Source organism: Streptomyces cinerochromogenes, from assembly GCF_014648635.1.
GTDB classification, from domain to species: Bacteria; Actinomycetota; Actinomycetes; order Streptomycetales; family Streptomycetaceae; genus Streptomyces; species Streptomyces cinerochromogenes.
Genome location: NZ_BMRM01000005.1, coordinates 207,985 through 226,409, shown reverse-complemented (window position 1 = coordinate 226,409; position 18,425 = coordinate 207,985). Strand labels below are relative to the sequence as shown.

The following is an 18,425-nucleotide window of genomic DNA, read 5'->3' as shown; positions in this document are numbered from 1 at the left end:
CTTCCGCGCCGGGGACGCGGGGTCAGTCCCGGTCCCCGGCGAGGAACGGTTCCAGGAGCTCCAGCAGCGCCTTCGGGCGGTCCAGCGGGATGATGTGACCGCAGTCCGGGATGACATGGCCGGTCAACCGGTCGGCGTGCGGGCCCAGTTGGTGTTCCAGCGCATGGCCGACCGGGTGGGCGCCGACCGTGAGCGCGGGGACGGTGAGCCGGGCGCCGGCCACGGCCGCCCGGATCTGCCGGGCGGTTTCCGGCAGGGCCCGGTACGGTCCGAACGCCGCGCGCAGCGCCTCGCCCCCGGTGTAGGCGCGGACCAACTCCGCGCGCACATCCGGCCGTACGCCCCGCCCGAGGGTGCCGCGGTCCAGGAACCAGCCGATGTACTGCTCCTCGTGCCCCGCGAGCACGGTCTCCGCGAGGCCTGGCTCGGCGTGGAAGGCGAACCACCACGGCGGACCGCCGGCGAGGAACGCGCCGGCGCCCGGCAGGTCGCCCAGCAGCGACTCCATCAGCACCAGCCGCCGTACCAGTCCGGGCCGCCGCATGGCCAGCAGGAACGCGGGCGGGGTGCCGAGGTCGATGCCGACCACGGCGGCCGGGCCGGCGCCGAGTGCCTCCAGCAGGCCCTCGGCGTCGGCGGCGAGCGTCCCCGCGTCGTACCCGTCCGCCGGCCGGTCGCTGTCGCCGAAACCCCGCAGGTCCGGTGCGATCACCCGGTACCGGCGGGCCAGCGGGCCGATGACCTCGGTCCACAGCCGCCAGGTGTGCGGGAAGCCGTGCAGCAGCAGGACGGCCGGTCCCTGCCCGGCCGTGGCGACGTTGAGTCCGACGCCGTTGACGGTGACCCGGCGCAGCCGCACGCCGGGGGAGGAGTTGACGGTCATGGACGATCCCTTGGGTAACCGATGGTGACAAGGGAACGCTAGGAAACTACTCTCGGGCTCACCAGACCGCACTTTCCCGTGAGTTGGTGAGCTTCAGGTGACCTCCCAGGCCAAGGACGGTCCCGCCGCGCGCGGCGACCTGTTCGACCCCGCGTGCCCGACCCGCCGGTTGCTCGACCGGATCGGTACGAAGTGGACGTCGATGGCGGTGAAGGTGCTGGCGGAGGCGGCCCCGGACGAGGTGCGCTTCGCCGAGCTGCTGCGCCGGATGCCCGGCGTCTCGCAGAAGATGCTGTCCGTGACCCTGCGGAGCCTGGTCCGGGACGGCCTGGTCGCCCGCAGGGTGGAGCCCTCCGTACCGCCCGCCGTGCACTACCGGCTCACCGCACTCGGCCTGTCGCTCGAAACCGTCCTCGTGGCCGTCCGGGACTGGGCCGAGGCACACATGGCCGAGGTGGACCGGGCGAACCGGCTGGACGGCGGAGCGGAGGACCCCCCGGGATCCGCCACGGTGTGATCTTCTCCCTTGCGGCCGGCGCACCGCTGCTGTGAGTCTCCCGTCGAACGATTTTCCGAAGAACTGTTATCGGCACCGCACCGGGCGGTCTCCCAGGTAACGGACAGCATCGTTCGGCGTCGAGGACAGGGAAGCTCTGATGAGGACACAGCACACGGTGGACACGGCGGCACTGGTGACCGCCGCCCGGGCGGGAGACCCGGCGGCCCAGGACGCCCTGGTCAGCGCCTGTCTCCCGCTGCTCTACAACATCGTGGGGCGGGCCCTGAACGGTTCGGTCGACGTCGACGACGTGGTCCAGGAGACCATGCTCCGGGCCCTCGGCTCGCTCGGTGACCTGCGCACCCCGGAGAGCTTCCGCTCCTGGCTCGTGGCCATCGCGATGAACCGGGTCCGGGCGCACTGGCAGGATCGGCAACTCGCCCCGGACGCCGTGGAGGAGACCGGCGACGTCGCCGATCCGGGCGCCGACTTCGTGGACCTGACCATCGTCCGGCTCCAGCTGTCCGGCCAGCGCCAGGAGACCGCGCGCGCCACCCGCTGGCTGGAGCCGGAGGACCGGGAGGTGCTGTCGCTGTGGTGGCTGGAGTGCGCCGGTGAGCTGACCCGGGCCGAGGTCGCCGCGGCCCTCGCGGTGTCGCCGCAGCACACCGCGGTCCGGGTGCAGCGGATGAAGGCGCGGCTGGAGGCGGCCCGGGTGGTGGTACGGGCGCTGGACGCGCGGCCCGGCTGCGGGGAACTGCGCGGAATGCTGGCCTCCTGGGACGGCCGGCCCTCCGCTCTGTGGCGCAAGCGAATAGCCCGGCACGCCCGGGAGTGCGCGCGCTGCGGCGGGCTGTGGAGCGGTCTGCTGCCCGCGGAGGGGCTGCTGGCCGGGCTGGCCCTCGTCGCGGTGTCGTCGGCGCTGCTGACGGCGACCCGGTCCGCCGTGCCCGGCCTGACGGCGGCCGCCTCCGCCGCACCGCTCCCCGAGGTCACCGGGACCGCCGGCCACGGGCAGGCGGACGCGGGCACCGCCGCAGGGGACCAGGGCTCGGTGCAGGGCACCACCGGCTCCGCCCCGGACGCCGACGGATCGGACCCGAGCGCCCTCGCGGCGGATTCCGGCACCCCCCAGGCGGATCCGGGTGCCGGCGGCCCGGGTGCCGGCGGCAGTGACTCCGGCGCCCCGGTCGGGCTGCGCGCCTCCCGCCGCCGTGGCACCGGCCGCGGCGAGGCACGGCGACGGCGGCGGACACGGCGCCGGGCCGTCGGAGGCGCCGTGGTGGCGGCCTGCGTGGCGGGTGGCGGCCTCTGGTACTTCGGCACCGGCTCCGGTCCGGAGACCAGGGAGGCGACCACCGCGCACACCGCCGACGCCCCCGTCGTGGACCTCGCCGAGCCCAGCGTCACCGCGACCTCGTCCCCGCCCTCGGCGTCCGCGTCGCCGTCCCCGTCGCACTCGAAGAAGCCGCACGCCTCCAGGAGCCCCCGCCCGGCGCGCACCAGCAGCACCCCGACGGCCCGGCCGAGCACGCCGACGACTCCTCGCGCCTCGCGCACCCCGCAGGCGCAGTCGGCGCCCACGGGCACCGTGGCGCAGGTCGTCGCGCTGGTCAACAAGGAACGGGCCGCCGCCGGCTGCGGCCCGGTCACCGAGGACGGGCAACTGGACCGGGCCGCCCAGGGCCACTCCGACGACATGGCCGCCCGCGGTTTCTTCGACCACACCAACCCGGACGGCGACGGACCCGGCGAGCGCATCACCGCGGCGGGCTACCGCTGGTCGACGTACGGCGAGAACATCGCGAAGGGGCAGCAGACCCCGCAGGCCGTGATGGACTCGTGGATGAACAGCCCCGGCCACCGCGCCAACATCCTCAACTGCTCGTTCAAGAACATCGGCGTGGGCGTCCACAACGGCTCGGGCGGCCCGTGGTGGACCCAGGCCTTCGGCGCCAGGCTGTGAGCGCCGCCAGGCTGTTGAGCGCGTCCAGGCTGTGAGCGTGTCCAGACTGTGCCGCCAGGACCTGGGCGCTACGGGGTGCTGCCCGGCGTGTGCCCGAAGGTGCGCCGGAAGACGTCGATGAACGCGCTGGCGGAGGACCACCCGCACCGGTGCGCCACCGTCGTCACCGGCGTCCGCTCCGCCAGCAGCACCAGCGCGTGGTGCAGCCGCAGCTGGGTGCGCCACTGCGGGAACGTCATCCCGAGGTCGCGGCGGAACAGCCGGGACAGGGTACGGTCGCTCGCCCCGACCTGACGCCCCAGCTCCGCCAGCGTGCGGCCGTCGGCCGGATCGGCGCGCAGGACGTCGCACAGGGCGCGCAGCACCGGCGACGCGGGCGTCGGCAGATGCAGCGGCTGCTGGGGCGAGGCGCGCAACTGGTCCAGCAACACCGCGCGCAGCCGCGCCCGTTCGGGACTGCCGTCGTCCGGGGCGCCGGTGTGGGCGACGATCAGTTCGCGCAGCAGCGGCCCCACGGCCAGCACGGTCGGCGCGTCCAGGCCGAGCGGGTTCTCGTCCGCGGACAGCCCCACCAGGTGCAGTTCGAGCGCGCCGTGCGCCTGGTGGGCGTGCACGGTGCCGGCCGGCACCCACAGGGCGCGGGTGGCCGGGGCGACCCAGGAACCGGCGTCGGTGGTGACGGCCAGCACGCCCCGGCCCGCGTACACGATCTGGTGGTCGTCGTGCCGGTGGGCGTCTATCGCCGCGCCCGGCGCCAGCCACTGGGTGCGGGTGGGGGCCACCGGCTCGTGGCGGATCTCCGTCATCACCTGGCAGGTTATCGAAAGCGCGACAGCCCCGCGGGCCCGGAGCATGACCGGGTGCGAAGGAAAGCATCGATCACCCTGCTGTCCGTCGGGCACGCCTGTGTCGACGTCTACCAGGGAGCCGTGGCGTCCCTGATCCCGTTCCTCGTCGCCGAGCGCTCCTACGGCTACGCCGCGGCCGCGGGGGTCGTCATGGCCGCCTCCCTGCTGTCCTCGGTGGCGCAGCCGCTGTTCGGCGCGCTCACCGACCGCCGGCCCGTTCCCTGGCTGCTGCCGGCCGCCACCCTCCTGGCCGGGCTGGGCATCGCGCTGTGCGGGACCAGCGGTTCCTACGCGCTGACGCTGGTCTGCGTGGCGGTGTCCGGTGCCGGCGTGGCCGCCTATCACCCCGAGTCCGCGCGCGTGGCCCGGCTCGCCGGCGGGGGAGGCCACAGCGCCATGGGCTGGTTCTCCCTGGGCGGCAACGCCGGCTTCGCCCTGGCCCCGCTCCTGGTCACCGCCGTCGTGGGCACGGGCGGCCTCGCCTGGACGCCGCTGCTGGTGCTGCCCGCGCTCGTCGGCACGGCGCTGAACCTGACGGTCCTGCGCGCACCGGAGCAGCGGCGGCACCTCACCGGGACCACACCGGCGTACGGCACCGACGACAGGGCGTCCTTCCTGAGACTGTCCCTGGCCGTGGTGTGCCGCTCGGTCGTCTTCACCGGACTGAGCAGCTTCCTGTCCCTGTACGCGGCGCAGCGCACGGGCGGGGGTACGGCGGCCGGCACGGCCGCGCTGTGCGTGCTCTACGTGGGCGGCGCGGCCGGTTCCGTGCTGGGCGGCCGGCTCGCCGGGCGCTGGGACCGCGTGACGGTCTGCCGCTGGTCGTACCTGCTCTCGGTCGCGGCGGTCGCCGGCGTCGTCCTCGTCCCCGGCCCCGCCCTGTACCTGTGCGTGGCCCTGACCTCCGCCGGTCTGTACGTGCCGTTCTCCCTCCAGGTCACCCTCGGCCAGGACTACCTGCCTTCGCGGGTCGGCACCGCCGGGGGCGTCACCCTCGGCCTGACCGTCAGCGTCGGCGGACTGGCGAGCCCCCTCATCGGCCGGGTCGCCGACGCGACGTCCCTGCGGACCGCGCTGGCCCCGCTGGTCCTGATGCCGGCGCTCAGCTGGCTGCTGCTGCGCGCCCTGCCCGAACCAGCGGGTCCCGGCGGCCGGGACGACGCGCCGGCCGCCGGCGCTCAGCGTGCCGTGCCGAAGTCCTGGGTCCAGTAGCTGCCGGGCTGCGCGAGGCCGACGCCGATCTCCTTGAACCCGCAGTTGAGGATGTTGGCCCGGTGGCCCGGGCTGGCCATCCAGCCCGCCATGACCTGCTCCGCCGTGCCGTAGCCGTAGGCGACGTTCTCGCCGTAGCTGCTCCAGGTGTAGCCGGCGGCGGTGATGCGGTCGCCCGGGTTCGACCCGTCGGACCCGGTGTGCGACATGTTCTGGTGGGACGCCATGTCCGCGCTGTGCGCCTGTGCGGCCTTGGTCAGCGCCGGGTCGAGGGTCAGCGCCTGGCAACCGGCCTTCGCCCGCTCGTCGTTCACCAACTGCAGGATCTCGCCGGTGACCCCGGACGCCGTGGCGGCCGGCTTCGGGGTGCTCGGCGCGGCGGGGGCGGCGGAAGCGGAAGGAGAAGCGGAAGGAGGAGCGGAAGGGGTGGCCTGCGCAGTGCCGGGGGTGGCTGTCCGCCGCGGGTGGTGGACCGTGGCCTTCTTCGTGGCGGTGGGGTGGGCGCTCGGCGGTGCCGTGGTCAAGGGCGTGGACGGCGCGGTGGTCTGCGGCGCGCCGGTGTCGTACGCGCTGCCACCGGTGTCGTACACGTTGCTGTGGTGATGCCCGGGGGTGTACTGCCACTGCCCCACGGGCGTGCTCGTCGCGACGGCCTGTGCCGGGTCCTGCGTGCCGTACGGCCACTCGGCACAGGCCAGGGCGACGGACGGCACGCCCACGGCGCCGACGGCTGCTGCGGCGACGACTATTCGCCGGTAGTGCTTCGTTTTGCGGTGCTGGCCCATTCGTCAACCTCACTCGGTGATCGCCGAGCGCTCATTGTTGGGACGGCGTCACAGGGAGCGCAAAGGCCGCCTCTACTATCGCGCCTCGTAGAGGCGCGCGGGTCTTGTCAGGCGAGCCCGGAGATGCCGACTTCGCGAACGCGATGTTTGCGCAACTCTTTCGCCGCGTCAGAAACACCTGAGCGAGGACGAATGGGAGGAGTCGCCGGGAGGCCGGTCCGGCGTCGCCGTGACCCCGACCGTCGCCCACGGCAAGACGGACATGTCTCATTTGCCATGGAGGCCGCGTCTACTATGCCGCCCGCCTAGTCGCCGACTCCGCTGTGAGGGATGTCACGTCCACCGGGTCCCCGTGTTGTAAAGGCCGCGAAACAGCGGGGCAATACCGCGGCACGAACCTTCCTGCACTGCACCGGACCGTCCGGGCGCAGCGCAGGAGGAGGGGAGCGCCGTGACGGAGACCGTCGACACCCAAGCGCCACCGGAGCCGCCCGGCGGTCGGACGTACAACGGCTGGACGCGCAACGACACGCTGGAGGACTACTCGCTGCGCTACGCGCCCAAGTCCTTCCGCCGCTGGTCGCCGTATGTCGTGGCCACCACGGCCCTCGGCGGCATCGCCTATCTCGCGGACTTCGCCATCGGCGGCTCGATCGCCGTCTCGCACGGCTTCTCCAGTGCCCTGGTGGCGATCCTGACCGCGGCGGTGGTCATCTTCCTCACCGGGATCCCGATCTCGTACTACTCGGCCAAGTACTCCATCGACATGGACCTGCTGACCCGGGGCGCGGGCTTCGGGTACCTCGGTTCGACGCTCACCTCGGTGATCTACGCGAGCTTCACCTTCATCTTCTTCGCCCTCGAAGGCTCGATCATGGCGCAGGCCCTGGAACTCGGCCTGCACATCCCGCTCCCCGTCGGCTACGTCGTCTGCTCACTGGTCATCCTGCCGCTCGTCGTCTACGGCATGACCGCGCTGTCGAGGATGCAGGTGTGGACCCAGCCGGTCTGGCTGGTGCTGATGGTCGCCCCGTTCGTGTCCGTGGCGATCCAGGAACCCGCGAAATTCTCGGAGTTCACGCACTTCGCGGGTGACTCGCCCACCGGCTCGGCGATCAGCGTGCTCGGTGTCGGGGCGGGCGCGGGCGTCGCGCTGTCGCTGATCGCGCAGATCGGGGAGCAGGTCGACTATCTGCGCTTCATGCCCGACAAGACCCCCGAGAACAGCGGGCGGTGGTGGGCCGCGGTGCTCGGTGCCGGCCCCGGCTGGGTGGTTCTCGGGGCGCTGAAGCAGATCGGAGGCGCCTTCCTCGCCTTCTGCATCGCCGACGGCGTCGGGCTCGGCAAGGCCGACGAGCCGATCCAGCAGTACGTCCACGGCTTCGGGACGTTCGCCGCGCCGGTCGCCCTCGGCCTGGCCACCTTCTTCGTCATCCTGTCCCAGGTGAAGATCAACTCGACGAACGCCTACTCCGGCTCCCTGTCCTGGTCGAACTTCTTCTCCCGTCTGACGCACCGCCACCCCGGCCGGGTCGTCTACATCTTCCTCAACGTCGGCATCGCCCTCGCGCTGATGGAGGGCGGCGTCTTCGGCTTCCTCAACACGGTGCTCGGCTTCTACTCCAACGTGGCCATCGCCTGGATCGGCGCGGTCGTCGCCGACCTCGTCATCAACAAGCCGCTGCGGCTGAGCCCGTCGTACATCGAGTTCAAGCGGGCCCACCTGTACCGCTTCAACCCGGTCGGCTTCGGCTCGATGCTGATCGCGTCCGCGGTCTCCGTCGCCGCGTACTTCGACGCCTTCGGCGCCTACGGCAAGGCGTTCTCGCCGTTCCTCGCGCTGGTCCTGGCCATGGTGCTCTCACCGTTGTTCGCCGTGCTCACCAAGGGCCGGTACTACATCGCCCGCACCGACGACCTGGAGGAGCCGCTGCTCGGTCCGGACGGTCTGCCCTCCGCCGCCGTGCTGACCTGCGCGGTGTGCGCGACCGACTTCGAGCGGCCGGACATGGCCGCCTGCCCCTTCCACCAGGGCTCGGTCTGCTCGCTGTGCTGCAGCCTGGAGAAGGACTGCCACGACTCCTGCAAGGGCGGCACGCCCGGCCCGGTCCTCCTCGCCCCGCCCACGGTGCGGTCCGGCGGCGGTCCCGCTCCCGGGTGAGCCGCGCACCGCGCGGCGGCCGGAGCGGAAGCCGCCCGGCCGCCGCGCATCCCTGTGCGCTCGCCGTCACTCGTTCCGGAAGACGGCCTTGCTGACCTCGGCGGGGTTCTCGAACTTCTTCTTGCCGAGGTGGGAGATCCGTTCGGTGATCTCCTTGGACGCGTGGTTGTTCTCGGCGACCTTCCGAAGCTGGTCGGAAGTGGCCGGGTAGTCCGCGCCCGACAGGGCTTTCTGCAGGTCAGGTGGGGTGATACCCGCCATGGCTCCTCCAGGCGGTGAGTTGGTGCACGATCATCGGGCCGGCGCCGCATGCTGCGCCGGACTGGTCAGGTACCCATCCCGCGGAAGCGGATTCAGGGATTCCGTGCGTGATGGGTTCCGTGCCGCACGGGTACCCGGGGCTTTCGAGCAGCGCGTCCCGCGCGAGAGGACCGGGAGCATCCGATGAGAGCGACGGCGCGTAGGGAGGCGTCATGAGCACTGCGCACACCAGCGTCCCCGAGGTGCTGGACGCGCTGAACGAGGTCACCTACCCGGCCGCCAGGGACCGGCTGGTCTCGGCCGCCAGGCAGGCGGGGGCCTCCGAGGAGGTCGTCAAGGCCCTGCGCGCCCTGCCCGCCGAGGACTACACCGGCCGCGACGACGTGGCGCGGTCGCTCCGCGTGGACCCCGACTCGGACCTGGGGACCGACGCCACCCGGCGGGCGGAACAGGCACGGCACGGCGGCAAACCGGGGCTCTCCCTGCATCTGCGCGAGGAGCCGAGGACACCCATCCAGGAGGAGTTCGACCGCTGACCGGGTGAACCGGGTACGACCTTGGGTGCCTTGACGCCCCCTGGGGGCCGCCCTAGCGTGATCGTCATCCGACACGTCCGGACAGGCAGGGCAGGTACCCCGGCGATGACCCAACCGCACGACCCGCTCGGCAGCGGAGCCGCGGGCCGCCGCCCCCTCCAGGTGGAGACGCACGGGCTCGACGTGATCGCGGACGCGGAGCGCCGGGGCACCCCGCGCTCCCTGTTCTGGCCCTGGTTCGGGGCCAACGTCTCCGTCCTCGGCCTCAGCTACGGCGCCTTCGCGCTCGGCTTCGGCATCTCCTTCTGGCAGGCCCTCGCCGCCGGGGTGCTCGGTATCGCCGTCTCGTTCCTGCTGTGCGGTTTCACCGCGGTCGCCGGAAAGCGCGGCTCGGCCCCCACCATGGTCCTCAGCCGGGCCGCCTACGGTGTGCGCGGCAACCGGCTGCCGTCCGTCGTGTCCTGGATACTCACCGTCGGCTGGGAGACCGTCCTGACCGCGCTCGCCACGATGGCCACCGCCACCGTCTTCACCAGCCTCGGCTGGGGCGGGGGCACCGAGACCAAGGCGGTCGCGCTCCTGGTGGTCGCCGCGCTGACCGTCGTCGGCGGGGTCATGGGCTTCGACCTGATCATGCGGCTGCAGACCTGGATCACCCTGATCACGGGCGTCCTCACGGTCCTCTACGTCGCCCTCGTCGCCGACCACATCCACTGGAGCGCGGTCGACGCGATCCCGGCCGGGTCGGCCCAGGAGTTCATCGGCGCGCTCGTGTTCATGATGACCGGCTTCGGCCTGGGCTGGATCAACGCCGCCGCGGACTACTCCCGCTATCTGCCCCGCGGCTCCTCCAGCCGGGGAGTGATCGGCTGGACCACCTTCGGCGCCTCCCTGGCCCCCCTGGTCCTGCTGGTCTTCGGCCTGCTGCTGGCCGGCTCCTCCGAGGACCTGAGCAAGGCGATCGCGGCCGACCCGATCGGCGCCCTGACCACCCTCCTGCCGACCTCGTTCCTGGTGCCGTTCGCCGTGGTCGCCGTCCTCGGCCTGGTCGGCGGCGCGGTCCTCGACATCTACTCCTCCGGCCTGGCCCTGCTCTCGGCCGGCCTGCGGGTGCCCCGCTATCTGGCCGCGCTCCTCGACGGCGTGCTGATGATCGCCGGCGCGATCTACATCGTGTTCTTCGCCGACGACTTCCTCGGCCAGTTCATGGGTTTCCTCACCACACTCGGCGTGCCCATCGCCGCCTGGGCCGGCGTCATGCTCGCCGACCTGGCGCTGCGCCGCCGCGACTACGACGACGGCGACCTGTTCCGCCCGCACGGCCGCTACGGCGACGTCCCCCTCGGCCCGCTGGTCCTCACCCTCGCCGCCACGGCCGTCGGCTGGGGCCTGGTCACCAACACCGCCGCGCGCTGGCTGACCTGGCAGGGCTATCTGCTGGAGCCCTTCGGCCTCGGTGGCAAGACCGGCGCCTGGGCCTACGCCAACCTGGGCGTCCTGGTCGCCCTCGCTCTCGCCTTCCTCGGCACCCTGCTGCTGGGCCGGGACCGGGTCCGCGCCCAGGAGGCCCAGGAGCCGAGCCCGGCACTCGACGCGGAGGTGCTGCACCCGTGAGCGCCGCCGACGCCGCCGTACCGAAGGAGGTGCCCCGCCCATGAGCGTGAGCGCCGGCCATCTCGCCGTGATCGACATGCAGCGTGTCTTCGCCGATCCGGAGAGCCCCTGGGCCGCCCCCCGGTACGCCGACGCGGCAGCCGGCGTGCTCGCCCTGCTGCCGGCGTTCTCCGGCCGGGTCACCTTCACCCGCTTCCTGGCTCCCGCACAGCCGGCCGGCGCCTGGCGCGCCTACTACGACCGGTTCCCCTTCGCCCGCCGGCCCCCCGGCGCCGGCCTCTGGGCCCTCACCGACGAGTTCGCCGGCCTGGCCGAGCACGTCCTGGACACCACCACCTTCGGCAAGTGGACCCCTGAACTCGCCGCCCGGCTCGGCCCGGACGGCCGCCTGGTCCTGGCCGGCGTCAGCACCGACTGCTGTGTGCTGTCCACCGCCCTGGCCGCCGCCGACGCGGGCACCGAGGTACTGGTCGTGGCCGACGCCTGTGCCGGCGCCGACGACGACTCCCACCTCAGGGCCCTTCAGGTGATGGAGCTGTACCGGCCGCTGGTCCGGGTCACCACCATCGCCGACCTGCTCGCGGAGACCGGGCCGTGACCGACGCCCCGCCCACGCCCGCGGCGCCTCTGCCGCCGCCCGCACCGTCTCCCCACCGGACCTGACGCCGATCCCCACGCATGCCCCGCACCCCACCGGGTACGCGAGGCGGAGCACGCCCGGGCGGCAGCCTGCCCGGACGGCCCGTACGACGACCGCTACCTGGGGATCAGCCATGGAGACACCCGCACACGAGAACCTGCCGACGCCGGCCCAGCAGGCCCTGGACGCGCTCGCCGTGAATGTCGAGGACCAGGCCGCCCTGGACACTCTCGCCGGCAGTGACGTACTCGTCCCGGTACCGGACGACGCGGTGGACGGGGAGGGCGCCGACGCCACGACGGTGGCCCTGCCCGTCCTGGAACAGCCCGGCGGCGAGCCGGTCGTCCCCGTGTTCACCTCCGAGGGGGAGATGGCCGACCTGCTGCCGTTCGTCTCGCGCTACCGCCTGATCCCGCTCGGCGCCCTCGCCGCGCAGTGGCCCGAGGGCGACCTCTCCCTCGCCATCGACGGCAGCTCCGCCCACAAGCTGACCCTCACCTCGCAGGGGGTGCGCACCCTGCTGGTCCGCTGATCCGGACCTCGCAGAGGACAGGGACCGCACGGACGGCCCCCACACCACCCGCACCCCGCGGACGCGACCCGGAAACCCGCCGCCGAAGGACGGCCGGAACTGCCCCCTGCCGCCGGTAGTCACCGGCCGCCCGGGAGGGAAGATCCCAGCGGGAGACAGGTCCGGGCGAAAGCGAAGGAGCCGATGGTCGTGAGGGTCGTCCTGCTGGGCACCGCCGCCGGGGGCGGCTTCCCGCAGTGGAACTGCGCCTGCGCGCTCTGTACCGCCGCCCGGGGCGGCAAGCTGCCCTCCCGGAGCCAGGAGTGCGCCGCCGTCACCGGCAACGGCCGGGACTGGTGGCTGCTGAACGCCTCGCCCGACCTGCGGACCCAGCTCAGCGCCACCCCGCCGCTGTGGCCCGGCCCCGGCCCCCGGGACACCCCGCTGCGCGGAGTGCTGCTCACCGACGCCGAGGCCGACCACGTGGCCGGCCTCGCCGAGCTGCGCGGAGCGGCGGGGCTGAAGGTCTACGCCGCGCCGCCGGTGCGCGCCGTCCTCGCCCCCGCCCGTGCCGCACTCGGCCGTTACGCGCCGTGGGAGTGGGCCGACAGCCTGGCCGACGGGGGCTTCGTCCTGGCCGGCGGACTCGTCGTGACGGCCCATCCGGTGGGTGTGAAGATCCCGAAGTACGTACCGGTGCAGGGGCCCGCGGCCACGGAGCCGTGGGTGACGGCGTACCGCGTCGAGGACCTGGCCAGCGGGGGAGTGCTGGTCTACGCGCCCTGCGTAGGCGCCTGGAGCCCCGCCCTGGACGAGCTGTGCGCCGACGCCGACTGCGTGCTGGTGGACGGCACGTTCTTCGCCGCCGACGAGATGGGGACGGCGGTGCGCTCCGGGGCCGGGCAGGCCGCCATGGGCCATCTCCCGGTCAGCGGCCCGGACGGCTCCCTCGCCGCGCTGGCCCGGCATCCCGGCGCGCGGCGGATCTACACCCACCTGAACAACACCAACCCACTGCTGGACCCCGCCTCGGCCGCCCGCGCGCACGTGGCCGAGCACGGCGCCGAGGTCCTGCCGGACGGCACCGAGCTGGTGCTCTAGCGAGCCGGGGCTTTCCGGGGGCGGCTCAGGGGGAGGACAGGGCCCAGGGGTTGTGCCGCCGGGGGGCTAGCCCTCCTGCCCCGGCAGCGCGCGCCGCAGCACCGCCCGCTGCACCGGCAGCACTTCCGCGTGCAGCGCCCGGCCCTTGGGGGTGAGCGCGACCCACACCCCGCGCCGGTCCTCCGCGCACACCGAGCGTTCCACCAGGCCGTCCTTCTCCAGCCGGCCGATCAGCCGGGACAGCGCGCTCTGGCTGAGGTGGACCCGGCCGACCAGGTTCTGCACCCGGCACTGATCCCCCTGCTCGGGCGATTCCGCCGCCAGGATGTCCAGCACCTCGAAGTCGCTGGCGCCCAGCCCGTGCGGGTGCAGGGCACGGTCGATCTCGCACATCGTGCGCGCGTGGACGGCGAGGATGTCCCGCCAGCGTTCTTCGAGCCGGGTGTCGGCGGTCGTGACTGCCATAACCGCACCGTAGCACCGACCCGGCCAATCGTTGTGTGTGCAACTAGTGCTGGGTGCAGGCGTTCGTCCGGGGCTCAGGCCCCCGGGTCCTGCAGCAGCCCCACGAGGTTGCCGTCGGCGTCCTTCACGAAGGCGATCAGCCGGCCGCCGCCGACGTCCTGCGCGTCCTGGAGGAGTTCGGCGCCCGCCGCCAGCAGCGCCGCGAGCCGCTCCCGCAGATCCGTCACGTGCCAGTACGGCACCGGGCCCGTCATGCCCTTGGCGTGGCCGTTGGGGTCGAGGCCGATGTCCTGCCCGGCGGCCTTGAAACCGACGTAGTACGGCTCGTCCGCGTACGGCTCGACGCCCAGCAGCGCGCCGAACAGGGCCTTGGCGCGCTCCAGGTCCTTCACCGGGTAGATGATCGTCTGCAGGCCGGCAGCCATGGTGCTCACTCCTTCTGGGAGGCGGGGATCCGGCGGGCTCCCCGCCGGTGCTCCCACGCTAGGCCCCGGAAGCCCGCGACGGCTTCTCCGATCCTGACCGGTCGAAGATCGAGGTCCCGACCGGAACGCCGCACCGGGCGTCACGTGGAAGCGCGCCTGACCAGCTCGGTCGGAAGGATCACCGCCGCCGGGTCCTCGCCGCCTATCTGCGCCAGCAGCACCCGCACCATCTCGTTGCTGATCCGGTCCCACGGCTGCCGGATCGTGGTGAGTTCCGGGGTGGCGGCGGTCGCCGCCGGGGAGTCGTCGAAACCGCCGACGGCGATGTCCTCCGGAACCCGCCTCCCGGCCCGGTGCAGGGCCGCCAGCACACCCTGCGCCATCAGGTCGGAGGCGACGAACACGGCGTCCATGTCGGGTGCCTGCGCCAGCAGGCGTTCCGCGCCCGCCTCACCGCTGGCCCGGCTGTAGTCGCCGGAGACGACGAGCCGCTCGTCGGCCGCGATGCCCGCCTCGGCGAGCACCTCCCGGTACCCGGCGAGCCGCTCCACACCGCCCGGGGTGTCCAGCGGACCGGTGACCACGCCGATCCGGCGCCGGCCCAGCGACAGCAGGTGCCGGACCATGTCCCGGGCGCCGTCCCGGTCGTCGGCCGCCACGTAACTCACCTTCGAACCCAGCCCGATCGGCTTGCCGCAGGCCACCAGCGGCACCCCCGCCTCCCGCAGCTCCTCGGCGACCGGATCACCGGAGTGGCTGGAGACCAGCAGCACCCCGTCGACGTGCCCGGCGGTGATGTACCGCGTGATGCGCCGCCGTTCGTCCTCGGTGCCCGCCAGCATCAGCAGCAGCGGGATGTCGTGCGCGGCCAGCGCCTGGGTGCAGCCGCGCAGCAGGACGTTGAAGTTGGGGTCCTCGAAGAACCGCTCCTGCGGCTCGGTCAGCAGGAAGCCCACCGAGTCGGAGCGGCCGGTGATCAGCGAACGGGCGTGCCGGTTCACGACGTACCCGGTCCTGCGGATGGCGGCGTTGACCGCCTCCTGGGCGGCGGGGCTGACGTAGTGCCCGCCGTTGAGCACGCGCGAGACGGTGCCGCGCGAGACGCCCGCCTCGCGCGCCACGTCATGGATCGTCGGCGGTCTGCGCCGGCCCCCCGTTTGGCTCATGGTCATGACTTTACGGCCCCGGACAGCAGATCGAGGCTCCAGAAGCGCTGGATGACCAGGAAGAGGGCGATCAGCGGGAGCACCGCGAGGAACGCGCCCGTGATCACGAGGGTGTACAGCGCGGGCGTGTTCGCGCCCTGCTCCAGCAGCGTGTACAGGCCGAGCGTGAGCGGGAACCTCTCGTCGTCGCTGAGCATGATGTACGGCAGCAGGAAGTTGTTCCAGATCGCGACGAACTGGAACAGGAACACCGTGACCATGCCGGGGATCATCATCGGCAGCGCGATGCGGGTGAAGATCCGCCACTCGCTCGCCCCGTCCATCCGTCCCGCCTCCACCACGTCGGCCGGCACGGCGGCGGCCGCGTAGATCCGCGCGAGGTAGACACCGTACGGGGAGAGGATCTGCGGCAGCAGCACGGACAGGTAGGAGTCCGTGAGGTCGGCCTTCGCCAGCAGCAGGTACTGCGGGATCGCGAGGATCACCGGCGGCATCAGCACGCCCGCGAGCAGGACGTTGAACATCGTCTCGCGGCCCTTGAAGCGGTAGGTCGCGAGCGCGTAGCCGCTGAACGCGGACACGGCGGTGGACAGCAGGGCGCCGAGACCGGCGTACAGGGCGGAGTTGCCCATCCACGTCCAGTAGACGCCGTCCCGGTAGGCGTCGAGGTCCTTCAGGTTGTCGGCGAAGCCGGTGCCGGGCAGGAAGGTGAACGTGGAGAACAGCTCGTGCCCGGACTTCGTCGAGGCGATCACCACCCAGGCGACCGGGAGAAGGGTGTAGATCGCGCCCAGCAGCAGTGTGACCGTGGGAATCAAGGCGATCCGGCGGCGCAGCGGAGGGCCCTGCGCCGTACCGGGGGTGGTGCCGGCGGCCGGTGCGGCCTTGCGGACGGCGAGGGTGCTCATCCCGCTGCCTCCTGCTTGTTCCGTCGGTTCGCGGCCCGCAGGAAGCCGAACGACAGCAGCAGCGTGACCACGGCGATCAGCGTGGCCTCGGCCGCCGCCGAGTAGATGTCGTTCCGGCCGAAGGCGTCCTGGTACACCTTCATCAGCGGGCTCCAGGTCGTGTTGACCGAGTTGGTGAGCGGCTTCAGGGTGGTCGGCTCGTTGAACACCTGGAGCGTCGCGATGATCGAGAAGAAGAAGGTCAGCACCAGCGAGGGCGCCACCATCGGGATCTTGATCCGCAGCGCGATCTGCAGCGGGGTCGCGCCGTCCAGCTTCGCCGCCTCGTACACCTCGGCCGGGATCGACCTGAGCGAGGTGTAGATGACGATCATGTTGAAGCCGGTGCCGCCCCAGACCGCGATGTTCGACAGGGCGAGATACAGCGGACCGCCGTCCAGCAGGTCCGGCTGCGGCAGGCCCAGCCTGTCGAGCACGAAGTAGAACGGGCTGACGTCCGGCAGGTACAGGAAGCCCCACAGCAGCGCGGCCACCACGCCGGGAATGGCGTACGGCAGGAAGATCGCGAGCCGGGTGAACGGGGCGAGCCTCACCCTGTCGGAGTCCAGCATCAGCGCGAACAGCAGCGCGAGGCCCAGCATCACGGGGACGACGACGCAGCCGTAGCCGAGTACGCGCAGCGCTCCGTCCAGCAGCTCGCTGTCCCGGAAGGCGCCGGTGTAGTTCTCGAGACCGGCCCACACCTCCTGCCGCGCGCCCGGCCCCAGGCCGAGACCGGAGACGTGCACCTTGCGGAAGCTGAGCCAGACCGCGTAGCCGATGGGCAGCGCGAAGAAGAGGGCGAACAGGATCGTGGCGGGGAGGAGGAAGCCGTACGGGGCCCCCTTGACCCCGTACGACCTCCGGCTGGTGGAGCTGCTCACTGAGAAACCTCGAAGCCCTGCTTCTTCATGTCGGCGACCGTGTCGTCCTGCATCGTCTTCAGGGCGGCGGCGAAGTCCGACTTGTTCTTGGCGGCGGCGCCGAAGGCGTCCTTGAAGGACGTGTAGGCGACGTTGACGTTCGGACCCCACGCGGACGGCGCGGTGGTCTTCGCGATGCCGGCGGCCCTGGTGTAGAAGTCCGCCTGGTTGGAGAAGTACGCGGGCGGGTTGGAGAAGGCGCCGCTGAGCTGCGCGGAGGTGGAGGCCGGGTAGATGCCGCCCTCCTTCGCCAGCGCGTTCAGGGCGTCGTGGTCGGTGTTCAGCCAGGTCGCGAACTTGGCGGCGGCCTCCTTGTGCGCGGAGTCGGTGGTGACCGCCGTCGAGGAGCCGCCCCAGCTGCCGGTGACGTCCTGGTCGAGCGACCACTGGGGGAGCGGGGCCATGGCCCACTTGCCCTTGGTGTCCGGCGCCGCCGTGTTCAGCGTGCCGGGCGCCCACACGGCGCTGACCCAGGCGATCTGCTTGCCCGTGTTCAACGCCTTGTTCCAGGACGGGGTGTACATCGGCTGGTTGTCGACGACGCCCTCCTTGACCAGCCCGCCCCAGAACCTGGCGACCTTCTGGGTGGCCGCGTCGTCGATGCCGACCTTCCACTTGTCGCCGGAGGTGGTCCACCACTTGGCACCGGCCTGCTGGGCGAGCCCCGCGAAGAGGCCGGAGTCGTTGGCGGAGAAGGTGGTCAGGTCCTTGTCCGGCGCCTTCTTCTTCAGCCGGCGGGCGGTCTCGGCGAACTGCTCCCAGGTGGTGGGGACCTTCAGGCCGTACTGCTTGAACAGGTCCTCGCGGTAGTAGAACATCATCGGTCCGATGTCCTGCGGCACCGCGTAGACCGCGTCCGTGCCGAGCGTGGTCTGCTGCCAGACGCCCTCGGCGAACTTGTCCTTGACGTCGCCGACCTCGCCGGAGATGTCGGCGAGGGCGTCGTTGCTGACCAGCGTCGGCAGTGCCTGGTACTCGGCCTGCACCAGGTCCGGGGCCTTCTTCGCCTTGTGCGCGGTGAGGATCTTGGTGACCAGCGTGTCGCCGGACGCCTGCTTCTTCACCGTGACGGTGATCTGGTCCTTCTTCCCCGGCCCCTTGTTCCACAGGTCCACGACCTTGTCCATGCCGGGTGTCCAGGTCCAGTACGTCAGCGAGACGGGACCCGACTCGGCCTTGCTGCCGTCCTCGGAACCGCAGGCGGCGAGGGCGGTCGCGCCGAGGGACACGGCGACGGCGGTTGTCACGAGGCGACGGCGCTTCGTGTGCGGCATGGTTTCTCCCCTGACCTGGGTCCCCGCCCGCTGCGGGGACCTGCCATGCAGATGTGCACGTTCACATGGCCCGGTGCTCGCCGCGGGGGAGCCCTGCCATGCTTCTGTGAGCGTTCACAGTAGAGAAACATCCCGGACACTTGTCAATGGTTGTTGCTGTGCGGTTATGTTGGGCTCGCACCGCCGATCCTGTGTGTGCACGTTCCCA

General features: G+C 72.2%; 19 protein-coding genes. 9 read left to right on the top strand and 10 right to left on the bottom strand.

From position 1 onward, the window contains the following. Positions 1-22 precede the first annotated feature (22 nt). Entirely contained in the window at positions 23-883 is an 861-nt protein-coding gene (locus IEZ20_RS12190; RefSeq protein ID WP_189297495.1) for an alpha/beta fold hydrolase, read from the bottom strand. Positions 884-980: 97 nt separating this feature from the next. Between IEZ20_RS12190 and IEZ20_RS12185 the strand changes: the two genes are divergently transcribed. Both IEZ20_RS12185 and IEZ20_RS12180 read left to right on the top strand, forming a co-directional pair. Then, positions 981-1,400, top strand: coding sequence for a winged helix-turn-helix transcriptional regulator (locus IEZ20_RS12185; protein WP_189297493.1), 420 nt, complete (start codon positions 981-983; stop codon positions 1,398-1,400). A 139-nt stretch (positions 1,401-1,539) separates the two neighbouring features. After that, on the top strand, positions 1,540-3,348 hold the full coding sequence (locus tag IEZ20_RS12180; protein WP_189297491.1) for a sigma-70 family RNA polymerase sigma factor: 1,809 nt from the start codon (positions 1,540-1,542) through the stop codon (positions 3,346-3,348). A 68-nt stretch (positions 3,349-3,416) separates the two neighbouring features. Here IEZ20_RS12180 and IEZ20_RS12175 read toward each other — a convergent pair whose 3' ends face one another. Next, complete coding sequence (locus tag IEZ20_RS12175; RefSeq protein WP_189297489.1) at positions 3,417-4,154, bottom strand: AraC family transcriptional regulator; 738 nt, start codon at positions 4,152-4,154, stop codon at positions 3,417-3,419. Between the two features lie 54 nt (positions 4,155-4,208). Here IEZ20_RS12175 and IEZ20_RS12170 point away from each other — a divergent pair, with 54 nt between their 5' ends. Continuing rightward, complete coding sequence (locus IEZ20_RS12170) at positions 4,209-5,408, top strand: MFS transporter (RefSeq protein WP_189297487.1); 1,200 nt, start codon at positions 4,209-4,211, stop codon at positions 5,406-5,408. Here the strand turns inward: IEZ20_RS12170 and IEZ20_RS12165 are convergent. Next, positions 5,375-6,193 (bottom strand): CAP domain-containing protein, encoded by an 819-nt coding sequence (locus tag IEZ20_RS12165; RefSeq protein ID WP_189297485.1) that lies wholly within the window; start codon positions 6,191-6,193, stop codon positions 5,375-5,377. The genes IEZ20_RS12170 and IEZ20_RS12165 overlap by 34 nt on opposite strands. Positions 6,194-6,644: 451 nt before the next feature. Here IEZ20_RS12165 and IEZ20_RS12160 point away from each other — a divergent pair, with 451 nt between their 5' ends. Further along, a complete protein-coding gene (locus tag IEZ20_RS12160) occupies positions 6,645-8,354 on the top strand; it encodes a purine-cytosine permease family protein (RefSeq protein ID WP_189297482.1) in 1,710 nt (569 codons plus the stop codon). A gap of 66 nt (positions 8,355-8,420) precedes the next feature. Here IEZ20_RS12160 and IEZ20_RS12155 read toward each other — a convergent pair whose 3' ends face one another. Beyond that, complete coding sequence (locus IEZ20_RS12155; RefSeq protein ID WP_189297480.1) at positions 8,421-8,615, bottom strand: DUF2795 domain-containing protein; 195 nt, start codon at positions 8,613-8,615, stop codon at positions 8,421-8,423. A 212-nt stretch (positions 8,616-8,827) separates the two neighbouring features. On the opposite strand from IEZ20_RS12155, the gene IEZ20_RS12150 reads away from it, so the two are divergent. From IEZ20_RS12150 to pqqB, 5 genes are all read left to right on the top strand, one after another. Next, the gene (locus IEZ20_RS12150) at positions 8,828-9,151 is read left to right on the top strand and encodes a DUF2795 domain-containing protein (RefSeq protein WP_189297478.1); all 324 of its coding nucleotides are present in this window, start codon (positions 8,828-8,830) and stop codon (positions 9,149-9,151) included. A 105-nt stretch (positions 9,152-9,256) separates the two neighbouring features. Beyond that, the gene (locus IEZ20_RS12145) at positions 9,257-10,765 is read left to right on the top strand and encodes a purine-cytosine permease family protein (protein WP_189297476.1); all 1,509 of its coding nucleotides are present in this window, start codon (positions 9,257-9,259) and stop codon (positions 10,763-10,765) included. Between the two features lie 40 nt (positions 10,766-10,805). Continuing rightward, positions 10,806-11,363, top strand: coding sequence for an isochorismatase family protein (locus tag IEZ20_RS12140; RefSeq protein ID WP_189297474.1), 558 nt, complete (start codon positions 10,806-10,808; stop codon positions 11,361-11,363). A gap of 175 nt (positions 11,364-11,538) precedes the next feature. Then, entirely contained in the window at positions 11,539-11,937 is a 399-nt protein-coding gene (locus IEZ20_RS12135) for an SseB family protein (RefSeq protein WP_189297472.1), read from the top strand. A 189-nt stretch (positions 11,938-12,126) separates the two neighbouring features. Continuing rightward, the gene (pqqB, locus tag IEZ20_RS12130) at positions 12,127-13,017 is read left to right on the top strand and encodes a pyrroloquinoline quinone biosynthesis protein PqqB (RefSeq protein ID WP_189297470.1); all 891 of its coding nucleotides are present in this window, start codon (positions 12,127-12,129) and stop codon (positions 13,015-13,017) included. A gap of 66 nt (positions 13,018-13,083) precedes the next feature. Here the strand turns inward: pqqB and IEZ20_RS12125 are convergent, their stop codons facing one another. The 6 genes from IEZ20_RS12125 to IEZ20_RS12100 form a co-directional block, all read right to left on the bottom strand. Continuing rightward, a complete protein-coding gene (locus tag IEZ20_RS12125; protein WP_189297468.1) occupies positions 13,084-13,482 on the bottom strand; it encodes a MarR family winged helix-turn-helix transcriptional regulator in 399 nt (132 codons plus the stop codon). A gap of 74 nt (positions 13,483-13,556) precedes the next feature. After that, entirely contained in the window at positions 13,557-13,907 is a 351-nt protein-coding gene (locus tag IEZ20_RS12120) for a VOC family protein (RefSeq protein ID WP_189297466.1), read from the bottom strand. Between the two features lie 140 nt (positions 13,908-14,047). Continuing rightward, positions 14,048-15,079, bottom strand: a complete 1,032-nt coding sequence (locus tag IEZ20_RS12115; protein WP_189297464.1) for a LacI family DNA-binding transcriptional regulator — start codon at positions 15,077-15,079, stop codon at positions 14,048-14,050. Next, the gene (locus IEZ20_RS12110) at positions 15,076-15,981 is read right to left on the bottom strand and encodes a carbohydrate ABC transporter permease (RefSeq protein ID WP_189297462.1); all 906 of its coding nucleotides are present in this window, start codon (positions 15,979-15,981) and stop codon (positions 15,076-15,078) included. Before IEZ20_RS12110 ends, IEZ20_RS12115 begins: the two co-directional genes overlap by 4 nt. After that, complete coding sequence (locus IEZ20_RS12105; RefSeq protein ID WP_189297460.1) at positions 15,978-16,904, bottom strand: carbohydrate ABC transporter permease; 927 nt, start codon at positions 16,902-16,904, stop codon at positions 15,978-15,980. The genes IEZ20_RS12110 and IEZ20_RS12105 overlap by 4 nt, the downstream gene beginning before the upstream one ends. Beyond that, the gene (locus IEZ20_RS12100; RefSeq protein ID WP_189297457.1) at positions 16,901-18,217 is read right to left on the bottom strand and encodes an ABC transporter substrate-binding protein; all 1,317 of its coding nucleotides are present in this window, start codon (positions 18,215-18,217) and stop codon (positions 16,901-16,903) included. The genes IEZ20_RS12105 and IEZ20_RS12100 overlap by 4 nt, the downstream gene beginning before the upstream one ends. Positions 18,218-18,425 lie beyond the last annotated feature (208 nt).

Excerpts from the sequence above, each read along its gene's own strand:
- IEZ20_RS12190 (WP_189297495.1), bottom strand. The coding sequence starts at position 883 with ATGACCGTCAACTCCTCCCCCGGCGTGCGGCTGCGCCGGGTCACCGTC.
- IEZ20_RS12180 (WP_189297491.1), top strand. The coding sequence starts at position 1,540 with ATGAGGACACAGCACACGGTGGACACGGCGGCACTGGTGACCGCCGCC.
- IEZ20_RS12175 (WP_189297489.1), bottom strand. The coding sequence starts at position 4,154 with ATGACGGAGATCCGCCACGAGCCGGTGGCCCCCACCCGCACCCAGTGG.
- IEZ20_RS12165 (WP_189297485.1), bottom strand. The coding sequence starts at position 6,193 with ATGGGCCAGCACCGCAAAACGAAGCACTACCGGCGAATAGTCGTCGCC.
- IEZ20_RS12155 (WP_189297480.1), bottom strand. The coding sequence starts at position 8,615 with ATGGCGGGTATCACCCCACCTGACCTGCAGAAAGCCCTGTCGGGCGCG.
- IEZ20_RS12150 (WP_189297478.1), top strand. The coding sequence starts at position 8,828 with ATGAGCACTGCGCACACCAGCGTCCCCGAGGTGCTGGACGCGCTGAAC.
- IEZ20_RS12145 (WP_189297476.1), top strand. The coding sequence starts at position 9,257 with ATGACCCAACCGCACGACCCGCTCGGCAGCGGAGCCGCGGGCCGCCGC.
- IEZ20_RS12140 (WP_189297474.1), top strand. The coding sequence starts at position 10,806 with ATGAGCGTGAGCGCCGGCCATCTCGCCGTGATCGACATGCAGCGTGTC.
- IEZ20_RS12135 (WP_189297472.1), top strand. The coding sequence starts at position 11,539 with ATGGAGACACCCGCACACGAGAACCTGCCGACGCCGGCCCAGCAGGCC.
- IEZ20_RS12125 (WP_189297468.1), bottom strand. The coding sequence starts at position 13,482 with ATGGCAGTCACGACCGCCGACACCCGGCTCGAAGAACGCTGGCGGGAC.
- IEZ20_RS12120 (WP_189297466.1), bottom strand. The coding sequence starts at position 13,907 with ATGGCTGCCGGCCTGCAGACGATCATCTACCCGGTGAAGGACCTGGAG.
- IEZ20_RS12115 (WP_189297464.1), bottom strand. The coding sequence starts at position 15,079 with ATGACCATGAGCCAAACGGGGGGCCGGCGCAGACCGCCGACGATCCAT.
- IEZ20_RS12110 (WP_189297462.1), bottom strand. The coding sequence starts at position 15,981 with ATGAGCACCCTCGCCGTCCGCAAGGCCGCACCGGCCGCCGGCACCACC.
- IEZ20_RS12100 (WP_189297457.1), bottom strand. The coding sequence starts at position 18,217 with ATGCCGCACACGAAGCGCCGTCGCCTCGTGACAACCGCCGTCGCCGTG.